19 protein-coding genes are annotated in these 20,831 nt (G+C 45.9%); 10 read left to right on the forward strand and 9 right to left on the reverse strand.

Annotated elements, in window-relative coordinates:
- Positions 1–98: 98 nt before the first annotated feature.
- Complete coding sequence (locus GWO68_RS10530; RefSeq protein ID WP_162346411.1) at positions 99–2,000, forward strand: M1 family metallopeptidase; 1,902 nt, start codon at positions 99–101, stop codon at positions 1,998–2,000.
- Positions 2,001–2,117: 117 nt separating this feature from the next.
- On the opposite strand, the gene GWO68_RS10535 is transcribed toward GWO68_RS10530, so the two are convergent.
- Positions 2,118–2,621: a YciE/YciF ferroxidase family protein gene (locus GWO68_RS10535; RefSeq protein WP_162346412.1), complete on the reverse strand. Its 504-nt coding sequence runs from the start codon at positions 2,619–2,621 to the stop codon at positions 2,118–2,120.
- A 336-nt stretch (positions 2,622–2,957) separates the two neighbouring features.
- Here GWO68_RS10535 and GWO68_RS10540 point away from each other — a divergent pair, with 336 nt between their 5' ends.
- The gene (locus GWO68_RS10540) at positions 2,958–3,851 is read left to right on the forward strand and encodes a cyanophycinase (RefSeq protein ID WP_162346413.1); all 894 of its coding nucleotides are present in this window, start codon (positions 2,958–2,960) and stop codon (positions 3,849–3,851) included.
- Here GWO68_RS10540 and GWO68_RS10545 read toward each other — a convergent pair whose 3' ends face one another.
- Positions 3,852–4,811, reverse strand: coding sequence for an isoaspartyl peptidase/L-asparaginase family protein (locus GWO68_RS10545; protein ID WP_162346414.1), 960 nt, complete (start codon positions 4,809–4,811; stop codon positions 3,852–3,854).
- A gap of 168 nt (positions 4,812–4,979) precedes the next feature.
- Here GWO68_RS10545 and GWO68_RS10550 point away from each other — a divergent pair, with 168 nt between their 5' ends.
- Both GWO68_RS10550 and GWO68_RS10555 read left to right on the forward strand, forming a co-directional pair.
- Complete coding sequence (locus GWO68_RS10550) at positions 4,980–5,357, forward strand: DUF3127 domain-containing protein (protein ID WP_162346415.1); 378 nt, start codon at positions 4,980–4,982, stop codon at positions 5,355–5,357.
- Between the two features lie 106 nt (positions 5,358–5,463).
- A complete protein-coding gene (locus tag GWO68_RS10555; RefSeq protein ID WP_235942021.1) occupies positions 5,464–6,111 on the forward strand; it encodes an AlbA family DNA-binding domain-containing protein in 648 nt (215 codons plus the stop codon).
- On the opposite strand, the gene GWO68_RS10560 is transcribed toward GWO68_RS10555, so the two are convergent.
- Entirely contained in the window at positions 6,108–6,587 is a 480-nt protein-coding gene (locus GWO68_RS10560; RefSeq protein ID WP_162346416.1) for a toxin-antitoxin system YwqK family antitoxin, read from the reverse strand. The genes GWO68_RS10555 and GWO68_RS10560 overlap by 4 nt on opposite strands.
- A gap of 289 nt (positions 6,588–6,876) precedes the next feature.
- Here GWO68_RS10560 and GWO68_RS10565 point away from each other — a divergent pair, with 289 nt between their 5' ends.
- Positions 6,877–8,310, forward strand: coding sequence for a PhoH family protein (locus GWO68_RS10565; protein ID WP_162346417.1), 1,434 nt, complete (start codon positions 6,877–6,879; stop codon positions 8,308–8,310).
- 178 nt (positions 8,311–8,488) lie between these two features.
- On the opposite strand, the gene GWO68_RS10570 is transcribed toward GWO68_RS10565, so the two are convergent.
- Together GWO68_RS10570 and GWO68_RS10575 are read right to left on the reverse strand one after the other, a co-directional pair.
- Positions 8,489–9,019: a DinB family protein gene (locus tag GWO68_RS10570; RefSeq protein ID WP_162346418.1), complete on the reverse strand. Its 531-nt coding sequence runs from the start codon at positions 9,017–9,019 to the stop codon at positions 8,489–8,491.
- A 4-nt stretch (positions 9,020–9,023) separates the two neighbouring features.
- A complete protein-coding gene (locus tag GWO68_RS10575; protein WP_162346419.1) occupies positions 9,024–9,578 on the reverse strand; it encodes an SRPBCC family protein in 555 nt (184 codons plus the stop codon).
- 203 nt (positions 9,579–9,781) lie between these two features.
- On the opposite strand from GWO68_RS10575, the gene GWO68_RS10580 reads away from it, so the two are divergent.
- The 3 genes from GWO68_RS10580 (at position 9,782) to GWO68_RS10590 (ending at position 13,929) form a co-directional block, all read left to right on the forward strand.
- Complete coding sequence (locus tag GWO68_RS10580) at positions 9,782–10,231, forward strand: YkvA family protein (RefSeq protein WP_162346420.1); 450 nt, start codon at positions 9,782–9,784, stop codon at positions 10,229–10,231.
- A 266-nt stretch (positions 10,232–10,497) separates the two neighbouring features.
- Entirely contained in the window at positions 10,498–12,801 is a 2,304-nt protein-coding gene (locus GWO68_RS10585; protein ID WP_162346421.1) for a S46 family peptidase, read from the forward strand.
- 144 nt (positions 12,802–12,945) lie between these two features.
- On the forward strand, positions 12,946–13,929 hold the full coding sequence (locus tag GWO68_RS10590; protein ID WP_317164514.1) for an alpha/beta fold hydrolase: 984 nt from the start codon (positions 12,946–12,948) through the stop codon (positions 13,927–13,929).
- Positions 13,930–13,951: 22 nt separating this feature from the next.
- Here the strand turns inward: GWO68_RS10590 and GWO68_RS10595 are convergent, their stop codons facing one another.
- The gene (locus GWO68_RS10595) at positions 13,952–15,094 is read right to left on the reverse strand and encodes a DEAD/DEAH box helicase (RefSeq protein WP_162346422.1); all 1,143 of its coding nucleotides are present in this window, start codon (positions 15,092–15,094) and stop codon (positions 13,952–13,954) included.
- A gap of 280 nt (positions 15,095–15,374) precedes the next feature.
- Between GWO68_RS10595 and GWO68_RS10600 the strand changes: the two genes are divergently transcribed.
- A complete protein-coding gene (locus GWO68_RS10600) occupies positions 15,375–16,544 on the forward strand; it encodes an acyltransferase family protein (RefSeq protein WP_162346423.1) in 1,170 nt (389 codons plus the stop codon).
- Positions 16,545–16,666: 122 nt separating this feature from the next.
- Here GWO68_RS10600 and GWO68_RS10605 read toward each other — a convergent pair whose 3' ends face one another.
- Positions 16,667–17,542, reverse strand: a complete 876-nt coding sequence (locus tag GWO68_RS10605; RefSeq protein ID WP_202923725.1) for an SDR family oxidoreductase — start codon at positions 17,540–17,542, stop codon at positions 16,667–16,669.
- A 122-nt stretch (positions 17,543–17,664) separates the two neighbouring features.
- Between GWO68_RS10605 and GWO68_RS10610 the strand changes: the two genes are divergently transcribed.
- Positions 17,665–18,069, forward strand: coding sequence for a nuclease A inhibitor family protein (locus GWO68_RS10610; RefSeq protein ID WP_162346424.1), 405 nt, complete (start codon positions 17,665–17,667; stop codon positions 18,067–18,069).
- Positions 18,070–18,130: 61 nt separating this feature from the next.
- Here the strand turns inward: GWO68_RS10610 and GWO68_RS10615 are convergent, their stop codons facing one another.
- Positions 18,131–19,018 (reverse strand): DNA/RNA non-specific endonuclease, encoded by an 888-nt coding sequence (locus GWO68_RS10615; protein ID WP_162346425.1) that lies wholly within the window; start codon positions 19,016–19,018, stop codon positions 18,131–18,133.
- A gap of 328 nt (positions 19,019–19,346) precedes the next feature.
- Positions 19,347–20,804, reverse strand: coding sequence for a phytoene desaturase family protein (locus GWO68_RS10620; protein WP_162346426.1), 1,458 nt, complete (start codon positions 20,802–20,804; stop codon positions 19,347–19,349).
- Between the last annotated feature and the right edge of the window lie 27 nt (positions 20,805–20,831).

The following is a 20,831-nucleotide window of genomic DNA, read 5'->3' on the forward strand; positions in this document are numbered from 1 at the left end:
TAGTTTATGACAGGCTATACTATAGTTTTACCCTTTTGGTACCGTTTTTATGGTATTCCTGAAATCATTAACTTACCCGATAAAGTAACCACCTACGTATGAAGCCTTATCAGAAATATTTACTTGGGTTAGGTATGGCCGGAAGCCTGCACTTAACCGCCTGTACAACACAAATCCCAACTAACTCCGAAACTATGACAACTGCACAAAAGGCCCAGGAACAGCTTTCAGAAGACGTGCACAGCTATGCCGAACCTACCAAAGCTGTGGCCCGCCACCTGAACCTGGACATTGCCGTTAATTTTGACTCTAAAACGATAAGCGGTACCGCCAGTTACGACATCGAGAACCTGGCCAAAGGCAACGAAATAATATTTGACACGCGCGGCCTGCAAATAGAGAAAGTGTACCTCGGCGATGGCAAAGAAGAAACCGCTTTCCGTTTAGGCGAATCAGATAAATTTTTAGGCCAGCCGCTGTACGTAACTATAAAACCGGATACAAAGCGCGTAACGATACAGTATAAAACCTCCCCGGATGCCGCTGCCCTGCAATGGCTGAACCCACAGCAGACAGCCGGAAAAAAATACCCGTTCCTGTTTACACAGTCGCAGGCTATACTTGCCCGCACCTGGATCCCGATCCAGGACAGCCCGGGCATACGCATTACCTACAACGCCAACGTACAGGTGCCAAAAGAACTACTGGCCGTAATGAGCGCCGAAAACCCTGTCCAAAAGAACGGTTCAGGCATCTATACTTTCAGAATGGAGCAACGCATACCGTCTTACCTGATGGCGCTGTCAGTAGGTGACCTAACTTTTAGGGAAGTTGGGCCACATACCGGAATTTATGCTGAGCCTGCCACTATAGATGAAGCAGCCTACGAGTTTGCCGAAATGGATAAAATGCTGGTGGCTGCCGAAAAGATCTATGGCAAGTATAGATGGGACCGCTACGACCTGCTGGTGCTACCTCCGTCGTTCCCGTTTGGTGGCATGGAAAACCCACGCTTGACCTTTGTAACGCCAACTGTACTGGCAAAAGACCGCTCGCTTACCAGTTTAATTGCCCACGAACTGGCCCATAGCTGGAGCGGTAACCTGGTAACCAATGCCACCTGGAACGATTTCTGGCTCAACGAAGGCTTTACCGTATACTTTGAGCGCCGCATTATGGAAGAGCTGTATGGTAAATCGTATGCTGATATGCTGGCCGTTTTAGGTTACCAGGACCTGACCAATACCCTGGAAGAACTGGGAACAGAAAGTGAAGACACCCGCCTGAAGCTGGACCTGGAAGGTCGCGACCCGGACGAAGGACTGACCGATATTGCCTACGAAAAAGGAAACCTGTTTCTGCGCCACATCGAAATGGCTGTTGGCCGCGAAAAGTTTGATGCATTCGTGAATAAATACTTTAACACGTTTGCTTTCCAGAGCACTACAACCGATAAGTTCCTGGACTTTTTGCGAACAGAACTGATAAAAGGGGATGCTGAACTGGCCGAGAAAATTAATATTGAAGGATGGGTGTATACTGCCGGTTTACCGGAAGGCCATGTAAAACCAACATCGGAACGATTTGCGCAGGTAGAAGCAGCTTATAAGGCCTGGAAAAATGGAAAGCCTGCAGCCCAATTAACTACGAAGGACTGGTCGAGCCACGAATGGCTGCACTTTATACGCATGCTGCCTGATCAAATGACCGAAAAACAGATGCAGGACCTGGACAAAGCCTTTAACTTTACCAACTCTGGTAACTCCGAAGTGCTGGCCGCCTGGTTCATACATGCCATCAACAACAACTATATAACCGCCGACAAAGCTCTTGAAACCTTCCTGACCAATGTTGGACGGCGCAAGTTCCTGGTACCGATATATAAAGCGCTGGTAGCAACCCCGGAAGGTAAAAAGAAAGCGCTGGACATTTATGCCAAAGCGCGACCTAACTACCATGCTGTATCTACTGTTACGTTAGACGAATTGCTGAAAAATTAATTATAAACTATAGCTAAAAGAAGAAGCCCGACCAGTTACGGTCGGGCTTCTTTATGAGTACTCTGTTGCATTCTGACCTGCTTGGGGAGCCCGGCGAAACTACAGAGTTTTATGTTTTTATCTGGTGCCTTTATGTTCAGCTTTCAGGTTAATGCTTCTTTCAGCCACCATGGTCAGCATCTGGTCTGCTTTCTTTTCTTCATCCAGGGTAGCGCCCAGTTCGGCTTCCACATCTTTCATACCTAATTGCTTGGCATAGGTACAAACCGTGCCATAAGCTGCAATTTCGTAATGTTCTACGCGTTGTGCACTGGCAATCAGGGCTGCATCCATCACGCTTTTATCAGCGCGTTCCTCCATCATCGATTCAGCTTCTTTTATAATGCCTTCCATTGCCTTGCAATGTTCCGAATCAGCTTTCTGCCCCATCATTTTAAAAACATTATCGAGGCGTTTTATCTGGTTTTTGGTTACTTCCAGGTGTTCTTCAAATGCAGCTACCAGATCTTTAGATGCAGCAGCTTTAATCATTTTTGGCAGTGCTTTGGTAATCTGGTGTTCAGCACTGTAAATGTCTTTCAATTCGTGGATCAGCAGATCCTCTAAGTTGTTAAGTTTCATAGCTTGGAAAGGTTTAGCGTCATACAATACTCTTGCGAGCTTGTCGGAATACTATACGCGGGTCTGACCGGAGGGTTAGCGTAATTGTAATTTTATTTAGTGAAACAGCCCAATTAACTACATTTAAGTATACAGCATATAACATTATATATATTATCATACGTGCGTATACTATAATCAGCTAGTCCTCAAAAGGCATACAATTTTTTAGCCCGCTTTTTGCAACGAAAAAGTATAGGAACGGTACTGTTTGATAGTTATCGGGCACTTTGCTGGTATAGAACAGGCAACCGGAACCCTAACATTGCAGTTAAAAAGATTAAAAGAATACAACGCGTGGAAAAACCTAAAGGAAAACTTATAGCAGTTGGTGGAAACGAGGACAAAGGCACTTACCCTAACCCTAAGTCTAAGAAAAAGTATTACCTTGATTTTTTTGAACTAGGCATTCTGAAGCGGTTTTTAAAAGAAATACCGGTAGAGCAACCACACATAGAAGTTATTACCACCGCCTCGCTTATTCCTGAAGAAGTAGGCGAACGCTACATGAGTGCTTTCGGTATTTTAGGTATAGAGAATGCACGCCTGATGCACATTAAAACCGATGAAGATGCCCTGCTACCGGAATACCTGGAGCGGATCCGGAGAGCTGATGGTATTATGATGAGCGGTGGCAACCAATCGCGGTTAACGCAAATTTTTGGAGGAACAGAATTTTTAGAGATAATCCGGAAGCGTTACTACGAAGAACCTTTTGTAGTAGCCGGAACCAGTGCCGGGGCTATGGCCATGTCTAAGATCATGATCAAAGGCGGAAACATTTCAGATTCGCTGTTACGGGACTCTGTTAAAATCTCACATGGACTTGGGTTTATAGAGGGAGTTATCATAGACTCGCATTTTGTGATACGAGGGAGGTTTGGCCGATTGATAGAAGCTGTTGCCATGCACCCTAAAACGATAGGAATTGGCCTGGGCGAAGATACCGGCGTGCTGATTACAGAGGGCGACCTGATTGAAACAATTGGCTCTAACCTGGTCGTAATTATTGACGGGCACGATGTAGGGTATACCAACGTGCACCATGTGGCACCGGGCCGCCCCATCTCCATAGAGGGCTTACAGATGCACGTACTGGCCAAAGGCAATATTTATGATATCAGCACCCGGTCGTTTTACAAAGATGAAGAAGCGCTGCAGCAAAGCGTGCTGCAGGCTACCCAACGCTAACTATAGTTGGTCTGAGTTGACGAGTTTGGTTTCCTCTTTATAGATGGCAACTATAGCTGGCTTATTACTAACCTTGCATGCCCGATACATGCCTTCGGAATTAAACGGCATGGCAATGTTCCCTGATCCGTCTACGGCTATAAGTCCGCCTTCCCCGCCAAACCGCACCAGTTTATCCATTACTACCTTCTCACAGGCTTCCTGCAGCGTCAGTCCTTTATACTCCATCAAACACGAAACATCATAGGCTACCACAGCCCGCAGAAAAAACTCGCCATGGCCGGTGCAGGAAATTGCGCAGCTGTGGTTGTTGGCATATGTACCGGCCCCGATAACCGGGGTATCGCCAATACGGTTATAATTTTTATTGGTCATGCCGCCTGTGGAGGTAGCAGCAGCCAGGTTACCTTCCTGGTCCATGGCTACAGCTCCAACAGTCCCGAATTTATGGTCGCCGGCCGTGTGGTCCAGCATAAACACATCCGAGTCCCGCACTTCGCTCCATTGTTTGTAGCGCAGCGGATCAAAGAAATATTCTTCCGGGGCGAAAGCCAGGTTTTGTTTCCGGGCAAACTCTTCGGCACCATATCCGCTCATAAACACATGGTCTGAATACTCCAGTATAGCTCTTGCCAGCCCTATGGGGTTACGTATACTGTAAACACCGGCTACCGCACCCGCCTGCAGTGTTTTGCCACACATAATGGCAGCATCCATCTCGTGCATGCCATGTTTTGTAAACACAGAGCCTTTGCCAGCATTAAATAATGGCGTATCCTCCAGGGCCTCTACGGTTTGCTGCACGGCATCCAGAGCCTTGCCGCCTGCCGCCAGTATTTTGGTACCTCGCTCCAATGCAAAATGAAGCGCTGATTTATACTTGTCTTCCAGCGCTGGGGTCATCGAAGCCGGCGTAATAGTACCAGCCCCACCATGGATGGCAATAGAAAAATTACCCATTATAGTTTGTTTTAATTTAATTCTTCTTGGTTTACGGTGCAATCAGGTCACAGTTCGGGCAAGGCTATAGTTTGCAAAAAAAGTACATTTACTCACCAGAAAAACACTTAAATCACACCGGAATTTAGTACCTTTGTTTTTAGTTACTAAAATAAAAATACAGAAATTATGTCATTTGATATCCAAGGCAAACTGCACGAAATTTTCGCGGAAAACCAGGTTAGCGATAAGTTCAGAAAGCGCGAGTTCGTACTCGAGATTCCGGATGGTTCTTATACCCAGTACGCTAAGTTCCAGCTAACGCAGGATAAATGCAGCCTGCTTGACCAGTTCCAGAAAGGACAGGAAGTAAAGGTTTCCTTTAACTTATCAGGCAAGCCTTTTGTGAAAAACGGTGAGACCTTATACTTTACAAACCTGCAGGCCTGGAGACTTGAAGCAGCGAACGGCGGTGGTAACTTTGGTGGCGCTCCTGCATCTGCACCAGCACAGGCGCAGGCTCCTACTTTCTACTCATCTGATGCAGATAACGATCTTCCTTTCTAAGGGAACCAACTATAACAGGAAAGCGGGCCGAAAGCCCGCTTTTTTTATGCTTACTGCTTTTTAACCTTTCGCGTAAGTATACAGTACACTACCCGCAACTATAGCTATGCCAAAAACTCCCAAGTTTACACCCATGGATGAACTGCAGCGCCTGATATGGCAGGGCGAAAACGACCAGGTTGATTTTAAACAACGCGTTACCCAACCCGAAAAAATTGCACGTACCCTGGTGTCGTTTGCCAACACCCGCGGCGGGGTTATACTTATAGGTGTAAAAGACAACGGCTTTATTTGCGGCGTAGACCCTGAAGAAGAAAAACATACCCTGCACCTGGCTGCCACCTTTTACTGCGACCCACCGGTAACGCTAACCTACCAGGAACTGGAAGCAGACCACCATACGGTTTTAAAAGTAACTATACCGGAGAGCCCGCATAAACCCCATTTTGCCAAAGTAAAAGAAGACGACTGGCGCGGTTATGTACGCGTAAAAGACACCAGCGTGCAAACCAGCAAAATGGTAAACAAAGTGCTGCAACACGAACAACCCCAATACGAGCGCATCCCCCTGGACCGGCACGAAAACGCTGCTCTGGAATTATTGCAGACCCAACCCCGGCTAACACTTAAACAATACATGAAAGCCGCTAACCTATCTGAAAGGCGGGCTTACCGCATACTGGTTAAGCTGGTGCTACACGGCTACCTGCGCCTGCACGATAAAGAAAAGGAGGATTATTATACCCTGAGCTAGTCTTTGTACCTGAGTAAATTTCCTTTCAGATAAGTTTCGGTTTTGATAAAGTTGCCCTGCTCGTCGTATACCTGCCAGTCTCCGTCCCAGTAATAATGCGCCATAGTAGCATCGCGGTATAGTTTGGCTGAGCCGGATTTTGACAGGTTTCCGTTTTCGTGGTAGCGCCACACCTGTATTACCGGAGAGTTCCGGGTATACTTCTCTTTCATGTACAGGCCACCACTTGGGTAATAATAGCGCCAGGTTCCTACTTCTTTGCCATGTCTAAAGCGTCCGTTCCGGATCAGGTCTTTGTCGTCATTTATATAGATCTTCCAGCGGCCATGGTACTCTTTATTCTTATCAAACTTATTTACCTGGAAAGGCAGATACCAGCGTTTTATTTTAAATGGCACTGCTACCTGCGAAAAGCCTGCCAGGGGCAATACCGACAGTGACAATACAAATAGCGCCCGACGTATATGTTTTCTCATAGTTTTATAGTTGTATAGGATGCAGCAATTGTAAAAGGTATAAAATTTTACTTAACCACACAAGTATCTTCATTTGCTAACACCCTCATGGTCAATTACCTGTAAATCCAATTATAGTTACTGAAAAATTAAATGATCAAACTATAGCAAAAAGGCTATAAAAGGCATTACCTCCTGCCCTGCTTTAACGTACAACCAGCTAATAGCTCACCTTCAGCATCCCGGAGCTATACACTTGCTGCCAACGTGTGCAGCAATATTGGTTTTCACCCTTAACCAAGAGCAACCTATGCCAAAAGCAAACGAAACGCCCTCGAAAAATAAAAACACCAAAACCGATACAAAACCGAAAGTTACCAGCAGTGTACGTGTACCCAAACCTGCCACCAACGGTAAATTAAAAGACACTGAACGCAAGGTTTTTGTGCTCGATACCTCCGTTATCCTTTACGACCACAGCGCTATCCAGAATTTCCAGGAGCATGACGTGGCCATACCTATAACGGTGCTCGAAGAACTGGACAATTTTAAAAAAGGTAACGACATCAAGAACTTCGAGGCCAGGGAGTTTATCCGGTTTATAGATAAGCTGTCTGCCGAGCATAAGCTACAGGAGTGGCTACCGCTGAATGGTAAGACCAAAGGCAATTTCAGGGTGATTATGAACGAGAGTACCACTCTGGATGCCGTAAAAGTATTTGGCGATAAAAACGACCACCGCATACTTAACTCGGCGCTGCAAATACAGCAGGAACAACCCGACCGCAAAGTGGTGCTTGTAACAAAGGATATTAACCTGCGCCTGAAAGCCAGGGCACTGAACCTGATATCGGAAGATTATGAAACCGGCAAGATACAGGATGTGGCAGGCCTTTATACCGGCAACGACACCCTGGAAAATGTACCGGCCAACATCATTAACGACCTGTATGAAAAAGGCGTGAGTGAAGTAGAAAAAGTAATGCCTTCCCCTCCTGCCGATAACCACTTTTTTATTTTAAAGAGCTTTAAAAACTCGATCCTTACCTATTATAACGCTTCAGAGAAACTGCTGGAAAGAGTAGATAAGCAAAACGCTTTTGGCATTAAACCCCGCAACGCCGAACAAACCTTTGCCCTGCACGCCTTGCTTAACCCGAATATAAAACTGGTTTCTATACAAGGTGTGGCTGGTACAGGTAAAACATTGCTGGCACTGGCAAGCGCCCTGGAGCAGCGCCGCGACTATAAACAGATCTACCTGGCACGCCCCGTAGTGCCACTCAGCAACAAAGACATCGGATACCTGCCCGGCGACATAAAATCGAAACTGAACCCGTATATGGAGCCCCTTTGGGATAACCTGAAGTACATACAGAACCAGTTTGCGGAGAACAGCAAAGAGTTTCAGAAAATACGTGACATGGTGGAGCTGGAAAAACTTATGATCACGCCGCTGGCTTACATCCGGGGCCGTAGTTTATCAAACATTATTTTTATAGTGGATGAAGCCCAGAACCTGACTCCGCATGAGGTTAAAACGATCATCTCCAGAGCCGGCGAAAACACTAAGATAATTTTTACCGGAGATATCTACCAGATAGACACTCCTTACCTCGACTCGCAAAGCAATGGTTTATCTTACCTGATTGATCGTGCTAAAAATCACCCGCTTTATGCACACGTAACACTTATGAAAGGTGAAAGGTCTGAACTTGCAAACCTGGCAAATGAACTGTTATAGTTTAGGAGTTAGAGAGTTAGAGAGTTAGAGAGTTAGAAATATAGAGAAGCAGTACATTCTGATTTCTTCTACAAATGACCTCACAGTGTCTTGTAGAGTTGATAGTATCTTTTCACTAAAAAAGCCGCAGCTATAGTTAGCTGCGGCTTTTGTGTTATAGTTTCACTTATAGTTGTTCTTACTGTTTCAGGTAACGCTCCTTCAGGATGTTGAGGTGGTGGCGCTCGTGGCCGGCTATAACGTAAATTAGGCCACGAAGTGTGATGTGCTTGTTATTGGCTGTACCCACGTTGTCCAACACTGCTGTTTCAAAACTGCGGAACAAGCATAGGTTTGACTTTCTTACCAGTTCATACTCGTCCAAAATATCCTTTAACTGCCTGTCGTTAGCCATTGAGTTTTCGGCATATAGGTTCTCATCAAAACCTGGCAGCGAGGCCTGTTCGCCGCGTGCAAAGCAAAGTGCCCGGTAAGCAAAAACACGTTCCGAATCGATCATGTGCTGTACCAGTTCTTTTATAGTCCATTTGCCTTCGGCGTAGGCCTCTTCGGCACGGGCATCATCTATAGTTGCCAACAACTGTTGTAGTTCGGTAACCTGCTGTTCTAAAATATCGAGCACTTCCTTGTTTTCGGGTACCTGGCTCACATAGGGCAGGTACGAAACCGGGAATTCGGTATCAGATGGTTTCTTAATGGTTAAAGCCATAGTTTTATTTTTTTGCGGTCGTGTTTTTCGTGTCCTGAATAAGTGCCTGCAGGTTGGTTAAGCCTTCCCGTATCTGCTTTTCAGTTTTATAGTTTTGGTAAGCACCTTTGTATAGTTCCAGTATGTTGTCCTGCAGCGGGGTGGTTTGCTGCCAGGTAACCAATGTGCCGTTGTCTGCTTTTTCTAACGTAAAACTTCCGGTAGATTTTGTGGCCTGGTCAGCCTGTTTAAGTTCGTAAACAAGGCTGTTGTTATCGGTGCTTTCTGTAAAAACCATGTGCCAGTTTCCGGTTTTATCGCCGTTCCAGTTTTGCCTGGCCCCAACTCCGCTTACCGGGCCACCATACATATAAATCAGGCTTGGGTCGTAAGTTTTGTTCCAGGCGCACCAGCGTTTCCAGTTGGTGGGGTTGTTTATAAACGGGAAAACCTGTTCAGGCGATGCGTTAACTAGAATCGTTTGTTTTACGAATGCCTGTTTAGGCAGTAATGTAGCATATCCAAACAAACCGGCCGCCAGCACCACCAGCACCGCGGCTATACCATACAATAGCTTCATAAAAAGGTCTTAGAAAGTAAGCGTTAGTTTGTTGTACTATTATCTGATTTTATTCTCTAAGTTAAACCAAGTAGCTAGTGCAAGTCAATAGCAAAGGCATATATATTTTACAGTTATTAAAGATACCTGCCAAAACCATTAAAAGCAGCTTTTAAAACTATAAATCCGTACAGTAAGGCAACAAACACAAACTATAGAAAACAATGTTACAGGATTTAATACAAAAAGGACTGCGTTTGTCGCAGCATGCCCTATTCCGAAAGTTTCTGGGGAAAGCTGGCGGCGTATTAGGCAAACCTGCCAAACTGGCCATGGTCCTATCTAATGCCTATACCAAATTAATAGACACCAACAGCTCTGAAAGCGGATTTACCCAGATAAAAGAGATCATGCAGACCTTTATCCGGTTAGTGAGAGCCTATGCCAATGGTAGCTACCGTGCTGTTTCGAACCGGTCGTTACTGGTTGGTGTTGGTGTACTGCTCTACTTTATTTCCCCTATCGACCTTATCCCTGATTTTATACCTATTTTAGGCTTAATGGACGACATTAGTTTAATGGCCTGGTTTATAGATGCTTTCCAGAAAGAGATCACCAATTTCAGGGCCTGGGAAGAAGGCCGTACCGCAGAGCCAACCTTAGGTAGTTTATGAGTTAGAGAGTTTGGGAGTTAGAGAAGTATAAAGGCCGGTACAAGAATGTAGTGGCCTTTATATTTATAGTGTAATTAACTTCACCAACTCTTACCCACTAACGCTTTCTTACTACTCTTCCCTAGTACCAATTATCACTTTCTAACTTTCCCACCTCTTTCCTCTATAACTCTTAAACTCATACTTCTTTAACTCCCAAACTTCCATTCTTCCCAACTTTAGACTAATTTCAGGCAATCAAACTTTTCAAAACTATACATTCACTCATGATCAGCAAACGCATTTTTGCATTTATAGCTGCTGCCTGGTTAAGTATAGGTATAAGCGCTGCCCGCCCCGACGAAGGCATGTGGCTACCTATGCTTTTAAAACAGCTAAACGAGTCTGATATGCAGAAGAAGGGCCTGAAGCTCTCTGCCGAAGACATTTATAGTGTAAACCAATCGAGCCTGAAAGATGCCATCGTATCGTTTGGTGGCTTCTGTACCGGCGAAATGATCTCATCGGAAGGTCTTTTGCTAACTAACCACCACTGCGGTTACGGGCAGGTACAACAGCACAGCACCGTAGAAAACGACTACCTGACCAAAGGCTTCTGGGCCATGGATAAAAAGCAGGAACTGCCAAACCCGGGCCTTACTGCCACTTTTATTGTGCGCATGGAAGACGTGACCAAACAGATCTTAGCCGGCGCTGATGCCGCTAAAACCGAAGCGGAACGTGAAGCCATCATCCAGAAAAATATCGCCAAGGTACGCCAGGCTTCTACGGCCGGCACGCATTACGATGCCGTTATAAAGCCATATTTTTATGGCAACGAGTATTACATGTACATCACAGAAACGTATAAAGATGTGCGTTTAGTAGGTGCTCCGCCGTCATCGATCGGTAAGTTTGGTGGTGATACGGATAACTGGATGTGGCCACGCCATACCGGCGACTTCTCGCTGTTCCGTATTTATGCCGGCCCTAACAACGAGCCCGCCGAATACTCGCCAAACAACAAACCATACAAGCCAAAGCACCACCTGCCTATTTCATTAAGCGGCGTAAAAGAGAATGACTTTACGCTGGTGTTCGGCTTCCCGGGTCGTACCAACGAGTACCTGACGTCGCATGCCATTAAGGAAGTATACGAAGTATCTAACCCAGCCAAGATCAAGATACGCGATACCAAATTACAGATCCTGGATAAGGACATGAAAGCTTCGGATGCGGTGCGTATTCAGTATGCAGCCAAGTATGCCAGTATTGCTAACTACTGGAAGAAATGGATTGGTGAGAACCGCGGCCTGCGCAAGGCCAATGCCATCGAGAAAAAGCAGCAACTGGAAAGCCAGTTCGTAAACTGGGTAAATGCTGACCCAAATCGTAAGCAACACTATGGTAACCTGATGGCTGAGTTTGACAAGAACTATAAAGCACTGGATGGCATCACAATTTCGCGTGACTACATTATGGAAGCTGCTAACGGTATTGAGTTGATTCGCTATGCTACAGGTTACGCTAAACTACAGCAACTAATAGACAGCAAAGCGCCACAGGCTGAAATTACAGCAGAAGCTGAAAAATTAGAGCGCGGTGCTGCCGGTTTCTTTAAAGATTACAATGCGCCAACTGATAAAAAGGTGTTTGCTGCGCTGATGGGCCTTTATTACAACGACCTGGACAAAAAATTACTTCCGGAAGCAGTAAGAGCAGCAGGTAACAAGTATAAAGGCGACTTCACTAAAATGGCCGAAGAAGTATACAGCAAATCAAACCTGACCTCTGAAGCTGGTGCTAAAAAGCTGCTGGCTGATGTGAAAGCTGGTAAAACAAATGCGCTTAAAAACGACCCGGCCTTTGCACTTGCCAACGCAATTGACACGCACTATAAAACACAGGTATTGCCAACCTATACTTCGGTAAACGACAACCTGAACCTGTTGTACAGAACGTACATGACAGGCCTGCGTGCCATGCAGCAGGACAAGAAGTTTTACCCGGATGCTAACTCTACCCTGCGTGTAGCTTATGGTAAAGTAGAGCCTTACGAGCCGCTGGATGGCGTAACTTACAACTACTACACTACCCTGGAAGGCATTATGGAAAAAGCAGCTATGACCGGCGTAGAAGATTACGTGATACCGGAAAAACTGCGCGACCTATATGAGAAAAAAGACTACGGCCAGTATGGCCTAAACGGTGAAATGCCCGTTGCCTTCATCGCATCGAACCATACGACAGGTGGTAACTCCGGTTCGCCGGTTATAAACGCTAACGGCCAGCTGATAGGTACTAACTTTGACCGTAACTGGGAAGGCACCATGAGCGACATCGCTTATAACCCGGACCAAGTGCGCAACATTGCCGTTGATGCCCGTTATGTGCTGTTCATCATTGACAAATTTGCCGGTGCCGGTCACCTTGTAAAAGAGATGACGCTGGTAACCGATAACACATCTGGCCTGCCACAGGTAGATAGCCGTAAATCTGCTTCTTCTACAAAAGAGCTTTCTAAAAAAGAGAAACGCAAACTGGAGAAGGCTGCAAAAAAGAAGAAAAAAGAAGCTGCTGAAGTTAACTAAGCACAACTATAGTTTATAGTTACTAAAAGCCCCGCCTAAAGTATAGGTGGGGCTTTTTTTGTACAGTATTTAAATCTACTAGGATAAAAGAAAATCTATAGTTTATATTTATATTCGTAAAATGCTATACAAGATCAAACCTTAGTGAAACACCTCCCCATGAAATATGTCTATAGTTTCCTGATTCTTTTAGTGCTGCTGGCTTGTACAAAGCCACAAAGTAAAAGTACTGTAAAAGCTAATACTGCCAAATTACAGGACGGTGAGCACTACTATACTTTAAACGGCGTAAGGCATTGGGTTAAAATAGCCGGAAGCGAGCACCACACCACCCCACTTGTAATTGTGCATGGCGGCCCGGGTGGCAACAACTATACCTTTGAGCGAACAGCCGGACCGGAGCTTGAAAAAGCTGCAACTATAGTTTACTACGAACAGCGCGGTTGCGGCCGCAGCGATGCCCCGCAAGACCCCACTGACTATGCCATGCAAACCCTGATCAGCGACCTGGATGCGTTGAGAGACTCGCTGGGCACTGAGAAAATATCCCTGCTGGGTTACTCTTTTGGTGCTGAGCTTTCGCTGCGCTATGCAATTGCCCACCCCACCCATACCGAAAAACTAATTCTGTCCTCCCCTGCTGAGTTATCGCCGGCAAATATGCTGGTACAGATACAGGGCTTCTACGCTATCGGCGACAGCTCACTCAGGTCAGGTATCGAAAAGGTACTAAAGGACACCACTACCTTGCAGGTAAAGTATGGCAACGTCTGGAACCTGGCAAATACTGCTATAGTAGATAAATTTCTGTTTGTGAGCCAGGAGAAAGCCCGCCTAAACAGGCAACTATGGCAGGAAAGCAAACTAAAGAACACCGGCCTCATGGCGAAAGTATACATCCAGCACAACAAAGCCGACCTAGTACAAAAGGCTAACGGGTTACAGACGCCAACTTTACTGATAAGCGGTATTTACGATAAAAACGGCGGGCTACACACCGGTCTTGCCCTGAAACAGGTATTACCAAACAGCAGCCTTAACTTGTACCATAACAGCGCCCACTTCCCCGATATAGAAGAACCCCAGCGCTTTGCTTCCGATGTAAAAACCTTTGTATCAAGCAAATAACTATATCAAAGCTTACTTAAACTTACATCCCCTGCAAATCAAGTTCATCTGTCGGGAGTTTAGTTACCTGCTTACCCATTTTTTTCTGGATGATCTTGAAGTGATGCGCGTCTTCGGGTGTAATTAAAGAAATGGCTTTTCCGGATGCTTCGGCGCGACCGGTGCGGCCAATACGGTGTACGTAATCTTTTGGGGAGCGTGGCAATTCATAGTTTATAACATAAGGCAGAAACTTGATATCGATGCCGCGCGAGGCAAGGTCGGTAGCCACCAGTACGCGTACTTTACCGGCCTTAAACTGTTTTAAAGCTTCGGTGCGGGCTCCCTGGCTTTTGTCGCCATGCAGGGCAGCGGCCTCAATACCGTTTTTCTTCAGCTTGCCCACAATATTATCTGCCGTCCGGATAGAGGAAGCAAAGACAAGTACCTGCTGCATGTTTTCGTGGTTGATGAGGTAGCGCAGAAAAGGTCCTTTCTTTTCGGCTGCAACTTGGTACGCCACCTGGTCAATCAGATCGGGGACACTCGTTTCGGTTTCTACTTTTATAGTTACAGGATTATGTAGCTGAGTGGCAACTATAGTTTCTACGTCGCCGACCAGCGTAGCCGAAAACAGCAGGTTCTGTCGTCGGGCTGGCAGTAAGTCAAAAATACGGTCCATCTCTTCCTTAAAGCCCAGGTTCAGCATTTTATCAGCCTCATCCAAAACCAGTACCTCCACTCCCGATAACTTTACCGCATTTTGCCCTACCAGGTCAAGCAAACGGCCGGGTGTGGCAATCAGCACATCGGTTCCGCGCAGCTTCATCATTTGCGGGTTAATAGAAACGCCGCCATACACAGCCAACGATTTTACTTTTTGTGGTAGATGGATGCTCAGGTTATAAAAGGTTTCTTCTACCTGCACTGCCAGTTCGCGGGTAGGCACCAGCACCAGCACTTTTACAAACCGGTTTTTAGTTTCAGCTTTCTTCTCCAGTAACTGCAATATAGGCAAGGCAAAACCAGCCGTTTTACCAGACCCGGTCTGCGCAATACCCAATACATCCTTCCCCTGCAAAACAACAGGTATAGCTTGCTGCTGAATAGGATAAGCCGAAGTATAGCCTTGTTCTTTTACAGCTTTAAGTAGCGATGGAGAGAGGCCGAGCGCAGAAAATGACATGTTTACGTTCTGGTTTATTGATGTATACGCGCAAAGATACGACGTCTGTACGGTTCTGAGTGCCCCTACCCGAATATTTACAAACCACGCTGCACTGCAAAAGCCCTTTACCGAAACGATAGGTTTATTGAAAAGCTATAGTTGTTGGAAATAAAAAGCAAACTATAACAGGTAAAGCGACTTTGTCAATAAAATTCATATCCTTCATAGAAGCTTTTCGTATATAAGCAAATCCTTATATTTTCTCCTTTTATTCCTATCAACTTTTAAACTGCGAAGTGTGATCTCAGACGAATGGCTTAAACTTAAACTCAGGTTGTTATCACTGATTGCCATGATTATGGTGGTGTTTGTGCATGCCTATACTTTTGACCTGAACGGGTATGCCGGTGCAATGGCCATGCATAAAAACTACAACAGCTTTTTCCAGGACTTTATTTCTCAGGGGGTAGCTCGGGTTGCCTCCCCGTTGTTCTTTATTATCTCAGGTTTTCTGCTGTTTGCGCGCTTTAAGCTAACAACAGCTGTAATAACCTACAAGTACCGCAAACGCATCCAAACCATGCTTATCCCTTTCCTGCTCTGGTCGGTTTACGGCATTGTTTTATACTTTGTACTACAGCTCATACCATTTCTGAAGCCTCATTTTACACACCATATTATAAGCGATATGTCGTTCAGACAGTGGGTTATAACCTTGTTTATAGAGCCCATTCCTTACCAACTATGGTTTATGAGAGACCTGATGATGCTCGTGCTGTTATGCCCGGTAGTATGGTTGCTGGTGCGATACCTGAAATTGCTGTTTTTAGTACCACTGCTGATTTGCTGGGTGCTGGATCTTGACTTCATTATCTTTACATCTGGTTCGTTGTTCTTTTTTGCGGTAGGCTGTTACCTGGCAAAGCTGCCCGAAAGCCTGAACGTAAAACTTACCAAAATACCTTTCCAGATACCGCTGGTAAACTGGCTTGGAATGGTACTTTTCAGAACGCAGCTCAATTTCATAAATTACCCCAACACGATGCTGCTGATGTTGTTGCACAAACTGGCCATACTGGTAGGTATTTTTGCTATCTGGCTTACCGTAAGCAGCTACATTGATGCAACAGGTTTCGACAGCAGGAAATGGCTTACCACTTCGGTATCTCCGTTCTTTATCTATACCTTTCATGAGCCGTTGTTGTCTTTCATAAAAAAAGGACTGCTCCTGTTTATACCGGTGCAGCAACAGGCCACGGTGCTGCTGGTATATTTGCTGGCGCCTATACTTACTATTTTGCTGGCTATACTTGTGTCGCGGGTGGTAAGGCAGTATGCTCCGGCACTCTTCCATAGCTTAACCGGCTACCGCGACCTGGCAAAGCCCTTATCCGTATCAGTACCAGTAACAGGTTCAAAAACACACCCACAGCCACAGGTTAATGCACTGCTAAATGAGAATGTCTGAGTACCTGTATACTTGACTATAGCAAAGAATAAACACTATAGAACTATAGCCCTTGAAAAAACAAAAGCAGCGGTTGCGTGCCGCTGCTTTTCTGTTACCATAAGCAAACTATAGCTGGGTGCTTATTGCCCTTTGCCGCGCATCTGCTTTTCCATAGCGTCCCACATTTCCTGAGGTATCAAATCAAACGCATTAAATTCGCCGGCTCCATATAGCCACTCGCCGCCATCTATCGTTACCACTTCGCCATTCACAAAAGCCGCATAATCAGAAACAAGGTAGGCGGCTAAGTTTGCCAGCTCCTGGTGCTCACCGAAACGGCCAACCGGTATGCGCTTTACCGGGTCTAGTTTATCGGCAAGTTGTTTCGGGAACAGGCGTGTCCAGGCACCTTCGGTTGGGAACGGACCCGGGGCAATAGCATTGGAGCGGATGCCGTACTTTGCCCACTCCGATGCCAGCGAGCGCGTCATGGCCAGCACGCCGGCTTTGGCACACGCCGAGGGCACCACATAGCCAGAGCCTGTCCAGGCGTAGGTCGTGACAATGTTAAGTATAGTTGCCGGTTGCTTTTGCTCTATCCAGTGCTTACCCAGGGCCAGTGTACAGTTATAGCTTCCTTTCAATACAATGTCGGTTATTACATCAAAGGCTTTATGACTCAGGCGCTCGGTGGGGCTTACAAAGTTGCCGGCCGCGTTGTTTAACAGCACATCTACTTTACCAAACTTATCCAGGGTAGCCTGCAGCATGGCTTCAATCTCGTTATACTTGCGCACATCGCAGGCTATAGGCAACACGTGTCCGCCGGTTTCCTGCATCAGTTCGTTGGCAGTTTTCTCCAATACATCCAGTTTGCGGCTACAGATCACTACGTTTGCGCCAAGTTCCAGAAAATATTTAACCATAGAGCGGCCAAGTCCGGTGCCGCCACCGGTTACGATCATGGTCTTGCCTTGCAGGGCACCATCTTTCAGCATTGGTTCTGCCTTCATCATTTATTTTGGTTTAAGTTTTAGAAGCTTCGTATAATAGCTGCACCTAAGGTGCTTGTTAAATATAAGTAACCTTACTGGTAATTGCTGAAAATGTATGACTTTTTGAAATCTACACTTAAACTATGAACAAAGAAGAATTAGAAAATGAATTGAAGCCATTTTACGATGGCCTGCTCATGCTGAGTGAAACCGACAGCCCTTTTGAGTTCTATTACTTCGAGAACACACAAAACCTGCCCCTGAATAAGGATACAGTAGCATCGTTGGCTGGCAAATCGAGTGGCTCTGAGATAAAAACAGAAGAACTGACCTACTTTTTCAGGAACATGACGCGGGTATATCCCGAAGACGGCCCGGAACGAAAGCAACAGGCAGACCGCTTTACCCAACTGCAGCAAAAACTGGAAGCATTGCTACAGGATGTGAAAGTGTATAAAGCCGACGAGATAAGTATAACCGCTTATATTCTAGGCAAAACCCCGGATGGCGACATTGCCGGCTTAAGAACAGTAGTGGTAGAGACCTGAAAAGAAAACAGCCCGGCAACTATAGGTAACCGGGCTGTTTTGCTTGTAACTGGATCTGTAATTATTGTGTCGGGCCTGTATCCACACGCGCTTCTATAGTTGTCTGTACTGTAGAGGATACATTTGAAAGCAGGTTGTAGCCCATTTTTGCTTCGATCGCATCTACAGTAGTGCGGTAAGTTCCCCAACTGCTGCTGATAGATGTGGAGTTAGGCGTATCGATGGCAATTACGCGCGTGCTGGTGGTTACGCGGGCCGCATCGCCGGTGCCGTTCGGCAACACAACTATAACCTTCCAAATGCGGTTAGGTACCGTAACTTTACCGCCTGCCAATGTTTCTTTATAACCAGCACTACCGGTACCGCCAATGCCATACTGCCCCATAATAATGTATAGTTCGTTGCCCTGGTTAATAAGGGTACGGCAGTAATTTTCGAGGTTGGCCCAGGTTTGCTGGTTGTTGGTAGGAGCCTGCGGAATCATGTTGCTCATCAGGAACGTGGCCGAGTTATCAGTAACGGTCAGAGTTCTGTCAGCTGACGGGCAATTATGTCCGCGATCGAAGCCGCTGCCGGTGTAGTCAGCGGGAGTTACGCGGTAAAAAGCAGTAGGTAACGAGTTGTCAGCACGGAAATCGTCCTGGCGTGGTGTGCTGCCTACCCAGGCACTGCTCAAGTGCCAGCTAACCCAGTTTGGTGTACCTCTGTAGCTGTTATACGACATCGAATACTGGGCTTTGTTAATGAGGTAATTAGAATAACTGGTTCCGGCACCGCTCGGGTTACCCATTGCCATGTTATTATCTTTGGTAGCAGTAGCGTTGACTACTTTTGCAATCGTGCCCAGGTCTCTGATATTCGAATCTGGTTGCACATCGTCCTTTGAGCAGGACACAAGCATCAGGCCCGCTAAGGCGAGATACAATACGCGGTGTAAAGATTTTTTCATTTAAATATTTAGGTTGATTAATATTTAAAGATGGCAGTTACGTATGAATTGTAACCTACTTTAATATTAAATTTTCTAAATATTTGAGAAACTTCTTTTAATTGTGCTACGCCCCTACCCCTATAGTTTAACTGACTATAGTTACCTGATCCTCAAGCACAAACACATGTTTTAACATTGACCTCTTCCAACACAATTGTGTTACAACACCAATATTACAAAACTGGTATTTTCTGCTTAGGCCTTCTTGAAATGTGCAAGAATATTATATCACTAACTATACTATAATGCTCTTCTCGCAAAATAGTAATGGAAGGCTTAAAAAGCTTTAGAAATGGTCCCGGAGAAGTTTTTGAGTAGTTATAATGCCGCTTAAGCATACACCTACAATTCCCTGGCCGGGGTAAACGGTATCGCCGCAAACATAAGCACCTTTATGGTCGAGGCGGGCATCTTTCATTTGCCAGGGTTTCAGGCTTTTATACTGCGGATATCCGCCAACGGCCCCAAATGCTCTTTTAGTCCAGAAAGTCCAGGCGCCCGGCGTGGCAGACTGATAACTGATGATATCCTGTGGCAGCACAAGCCCTTCCTCCGCCAGTCTGTTTAGTATAGCCTTTTCTATAAGGTGTTTATTATCGACATAAGTATTTCCGGGGTTTGGTAGATGTGTACTGAGGCTGGCTACCTCCTCACCTTCCGGCGAACGCTCGTTATCCGAAGCGTGACTGAAACTGATAAAAATGCTTTTGCTACCCGTAACCGGCAACCCGCCAGGTATATGTACCTGATGATGGAGCACTTCTCTGTTTTCATGCTTTTTTAAGACCAGACTCATAGTAAAAGCCCCGTTCAGTTTCTCCGATGGCAGGATGTATCGCTGCAGGCGGCTACGCACCTTTTCATCGTTATAAAGCGCCATGGTGTTGTTTAAAGGTATGCCGCTAATGATAAAGCGCGAACTATAGTTAGTTTTAGTAGTTGTAACCCTGTAGCCGCTGGTAGTAGGTATAATACCTGTTACTTCCTGGCCATAGTGTATGGTTGCACCTTTGGCTTTGCAAAAATCAACCACCGGCTGCACCAAGTTTATCAATCCGCCATCTATATAATAGTTGCTGTAAAGGGTGTAGCATAAAGCCGTGGCTCCGAATAGCACATTTACTTCTCCCATATAATTCTGGGCCGTTATCAGCAACTGTTCATTCACAAAATCCACAAACAGCTTATTGTGCTGCAGGTTATAGTGCCTTAACAGGTCTTCTATCGTTTGAAATGCGGCAGGTAATAATGCTGCCTGCCCCGGCCGGAATGCCCTGGCCGCCTGCCAAAGATCGCTGACAGTAGAGAAGGGGAAACTGCGCTGCCGCAACGATACCTGCCAGACCTTCTTGCTTACCTTATAACAATGCTCCCAGAATGCACGCTGGTTATAGTTGCCAAATACACGCTCCGCTTCGCTTATCCACTGGTTCAGGTCCTGGTAGCGGGTAACTATAGATCCATTTGGCAAATGTACCTGCAAGGGTACTTCCAGTTTACGGAGGCCAGGAATTCGGATACCGGTTTCATCAAGCAAATAACGTAGCGGCATATATTCGTCTAAGCCAACCAGTGTAGTAGCACCTGTTTCGAACCAATAGCCTTTGCGTTTGTACGAGGTAGCACAGCCGCCCGGGTATTTAGCCTGCTCCAGTATACAAACGTTTAACCCATGCTTGCATAGCAAGGCAGCAGCGGTAAGCGAGCCAAAGCCCGAGCCAATAACTATAACATCATACAGCATTTATGTGTTAATTTGCTTTCATATTAC

This window comes from Pontibacter fetidus, assembly GCF_010119545.1.
GTDB classification, from domain to species: domain Bacteria; phylum Bacteroidota; class Bacteroidia; order Cytophagales; family Hymenobacteraceae; genus Pontibacter; species Pontibacter fetidus.

Coding starts and splice junctions, on each gene's coding strand:
- GWO68_RS10530 (WP_162346411.1), top strand. CDS start 99: ATGAAGCCTTATCAGAAATATTTACTTGGGTTAGGTATGGCCGGAAGC.
- GWO68_RS10550 (WP_162346415.1), top strand. CDS start 4,980: ATGTCATTTGATATCCAAGGCAAACTGCACGAAATTTTCGCGGAAAAC.
- GWO68_RS10535 (WP_162346412.1), bottom strand. CDS start 2,621: ATGAAACTTAACAACTTAGAGGATCTGCTGATCCACGAATTGAAAGAC.
- GWO68_RS10615 (WP_162346425.1), bottom strand. CDS start 19,018: ATGAAAAAATCTTTACACCGCGTATTGTATCTCGCCTTAGCGGGCCTG.
- GWO68_RS10555 (WP_235942021.1), top strand. CDS start 5,464: ATGCCAAAAACTCCCAAGTTTACACCCATGGATGAACTGCAGCGCCTG.
- GWO68_RS10560 (WP_162346416.1), bottom strand. CDS start 6,587: ATGAGAAAACATATACGTCGGGCGCTATTTGTATTGTCACTGTCGGTA.
- GWO68_RS10585 (WP_162346421.1), top strand. CDS start 10,498: ATGATCAGCAAACGCATTTTTGCATTTATAGCTGCTGCCTGGTTAAGT.
- GWO68_RS10565 (WP_162346417.1), top strand. CDS start 6,877: ATGCCAAAAGCAAACGAAACGCCCTCGAAAAATAAAAACACCAAAACC.
- GWO68_RS10595 (WP_162346422.1), bottom strand. CDS start 15,094: ATGTCATTTTCTGCGCTCGGCCTCTCTCCATCGCTACTTAAAGCTGTA.
- GWO68_RS10580 (WP_162346420.1), top strand. CDS start 9,782: ATGTTACAGGATTTAATACAAAAAGGACTGCGTTTGTCGCAGCATGCC.
- GWO68_RS10610 (WP_162346424.1), top strand. CDS start 17,665: ATGAACAAAGAAGAATTAGAAAATGAATTGAAGCCATTTTACGATGGC.
- GWO68_RS10570 (WP_162346418.1), bottom strand. CDS start 9,019: ATGGCTTTAACCATTAAGAAACCATCTGATACCGAATTCCCGGTTTCG.
- GWO68_RS10620 (WP_162346426.1), bottom strand. CDS start 20,804: ATGCTGTATGATGTTATAGTTATTGGCTCGGGCTTTGGCTCGCTTACC.
- GWO68_RS10605 (WP_202923725.1), bottom strand. CDS start 17,542: ATGATGAAGGCAGAACCAATGCTGAAAGATGGTGCCCTGCAAGGCAAG.
- GWO68_RS10575 (WP_162346419.1), bottom strand. CDS start 9,578: ATGAAGCTATTGTATGGTATAGCCGCGGTGCTGGTGGTGCTGGCGGCC.
- GWO68_RS10545 (WP_162346414.1), bottom strand. CDS start 4,811: ATGGGTAATTTTTCTATTGCCATCCATGGTGGGGCTGGTACTATTACG.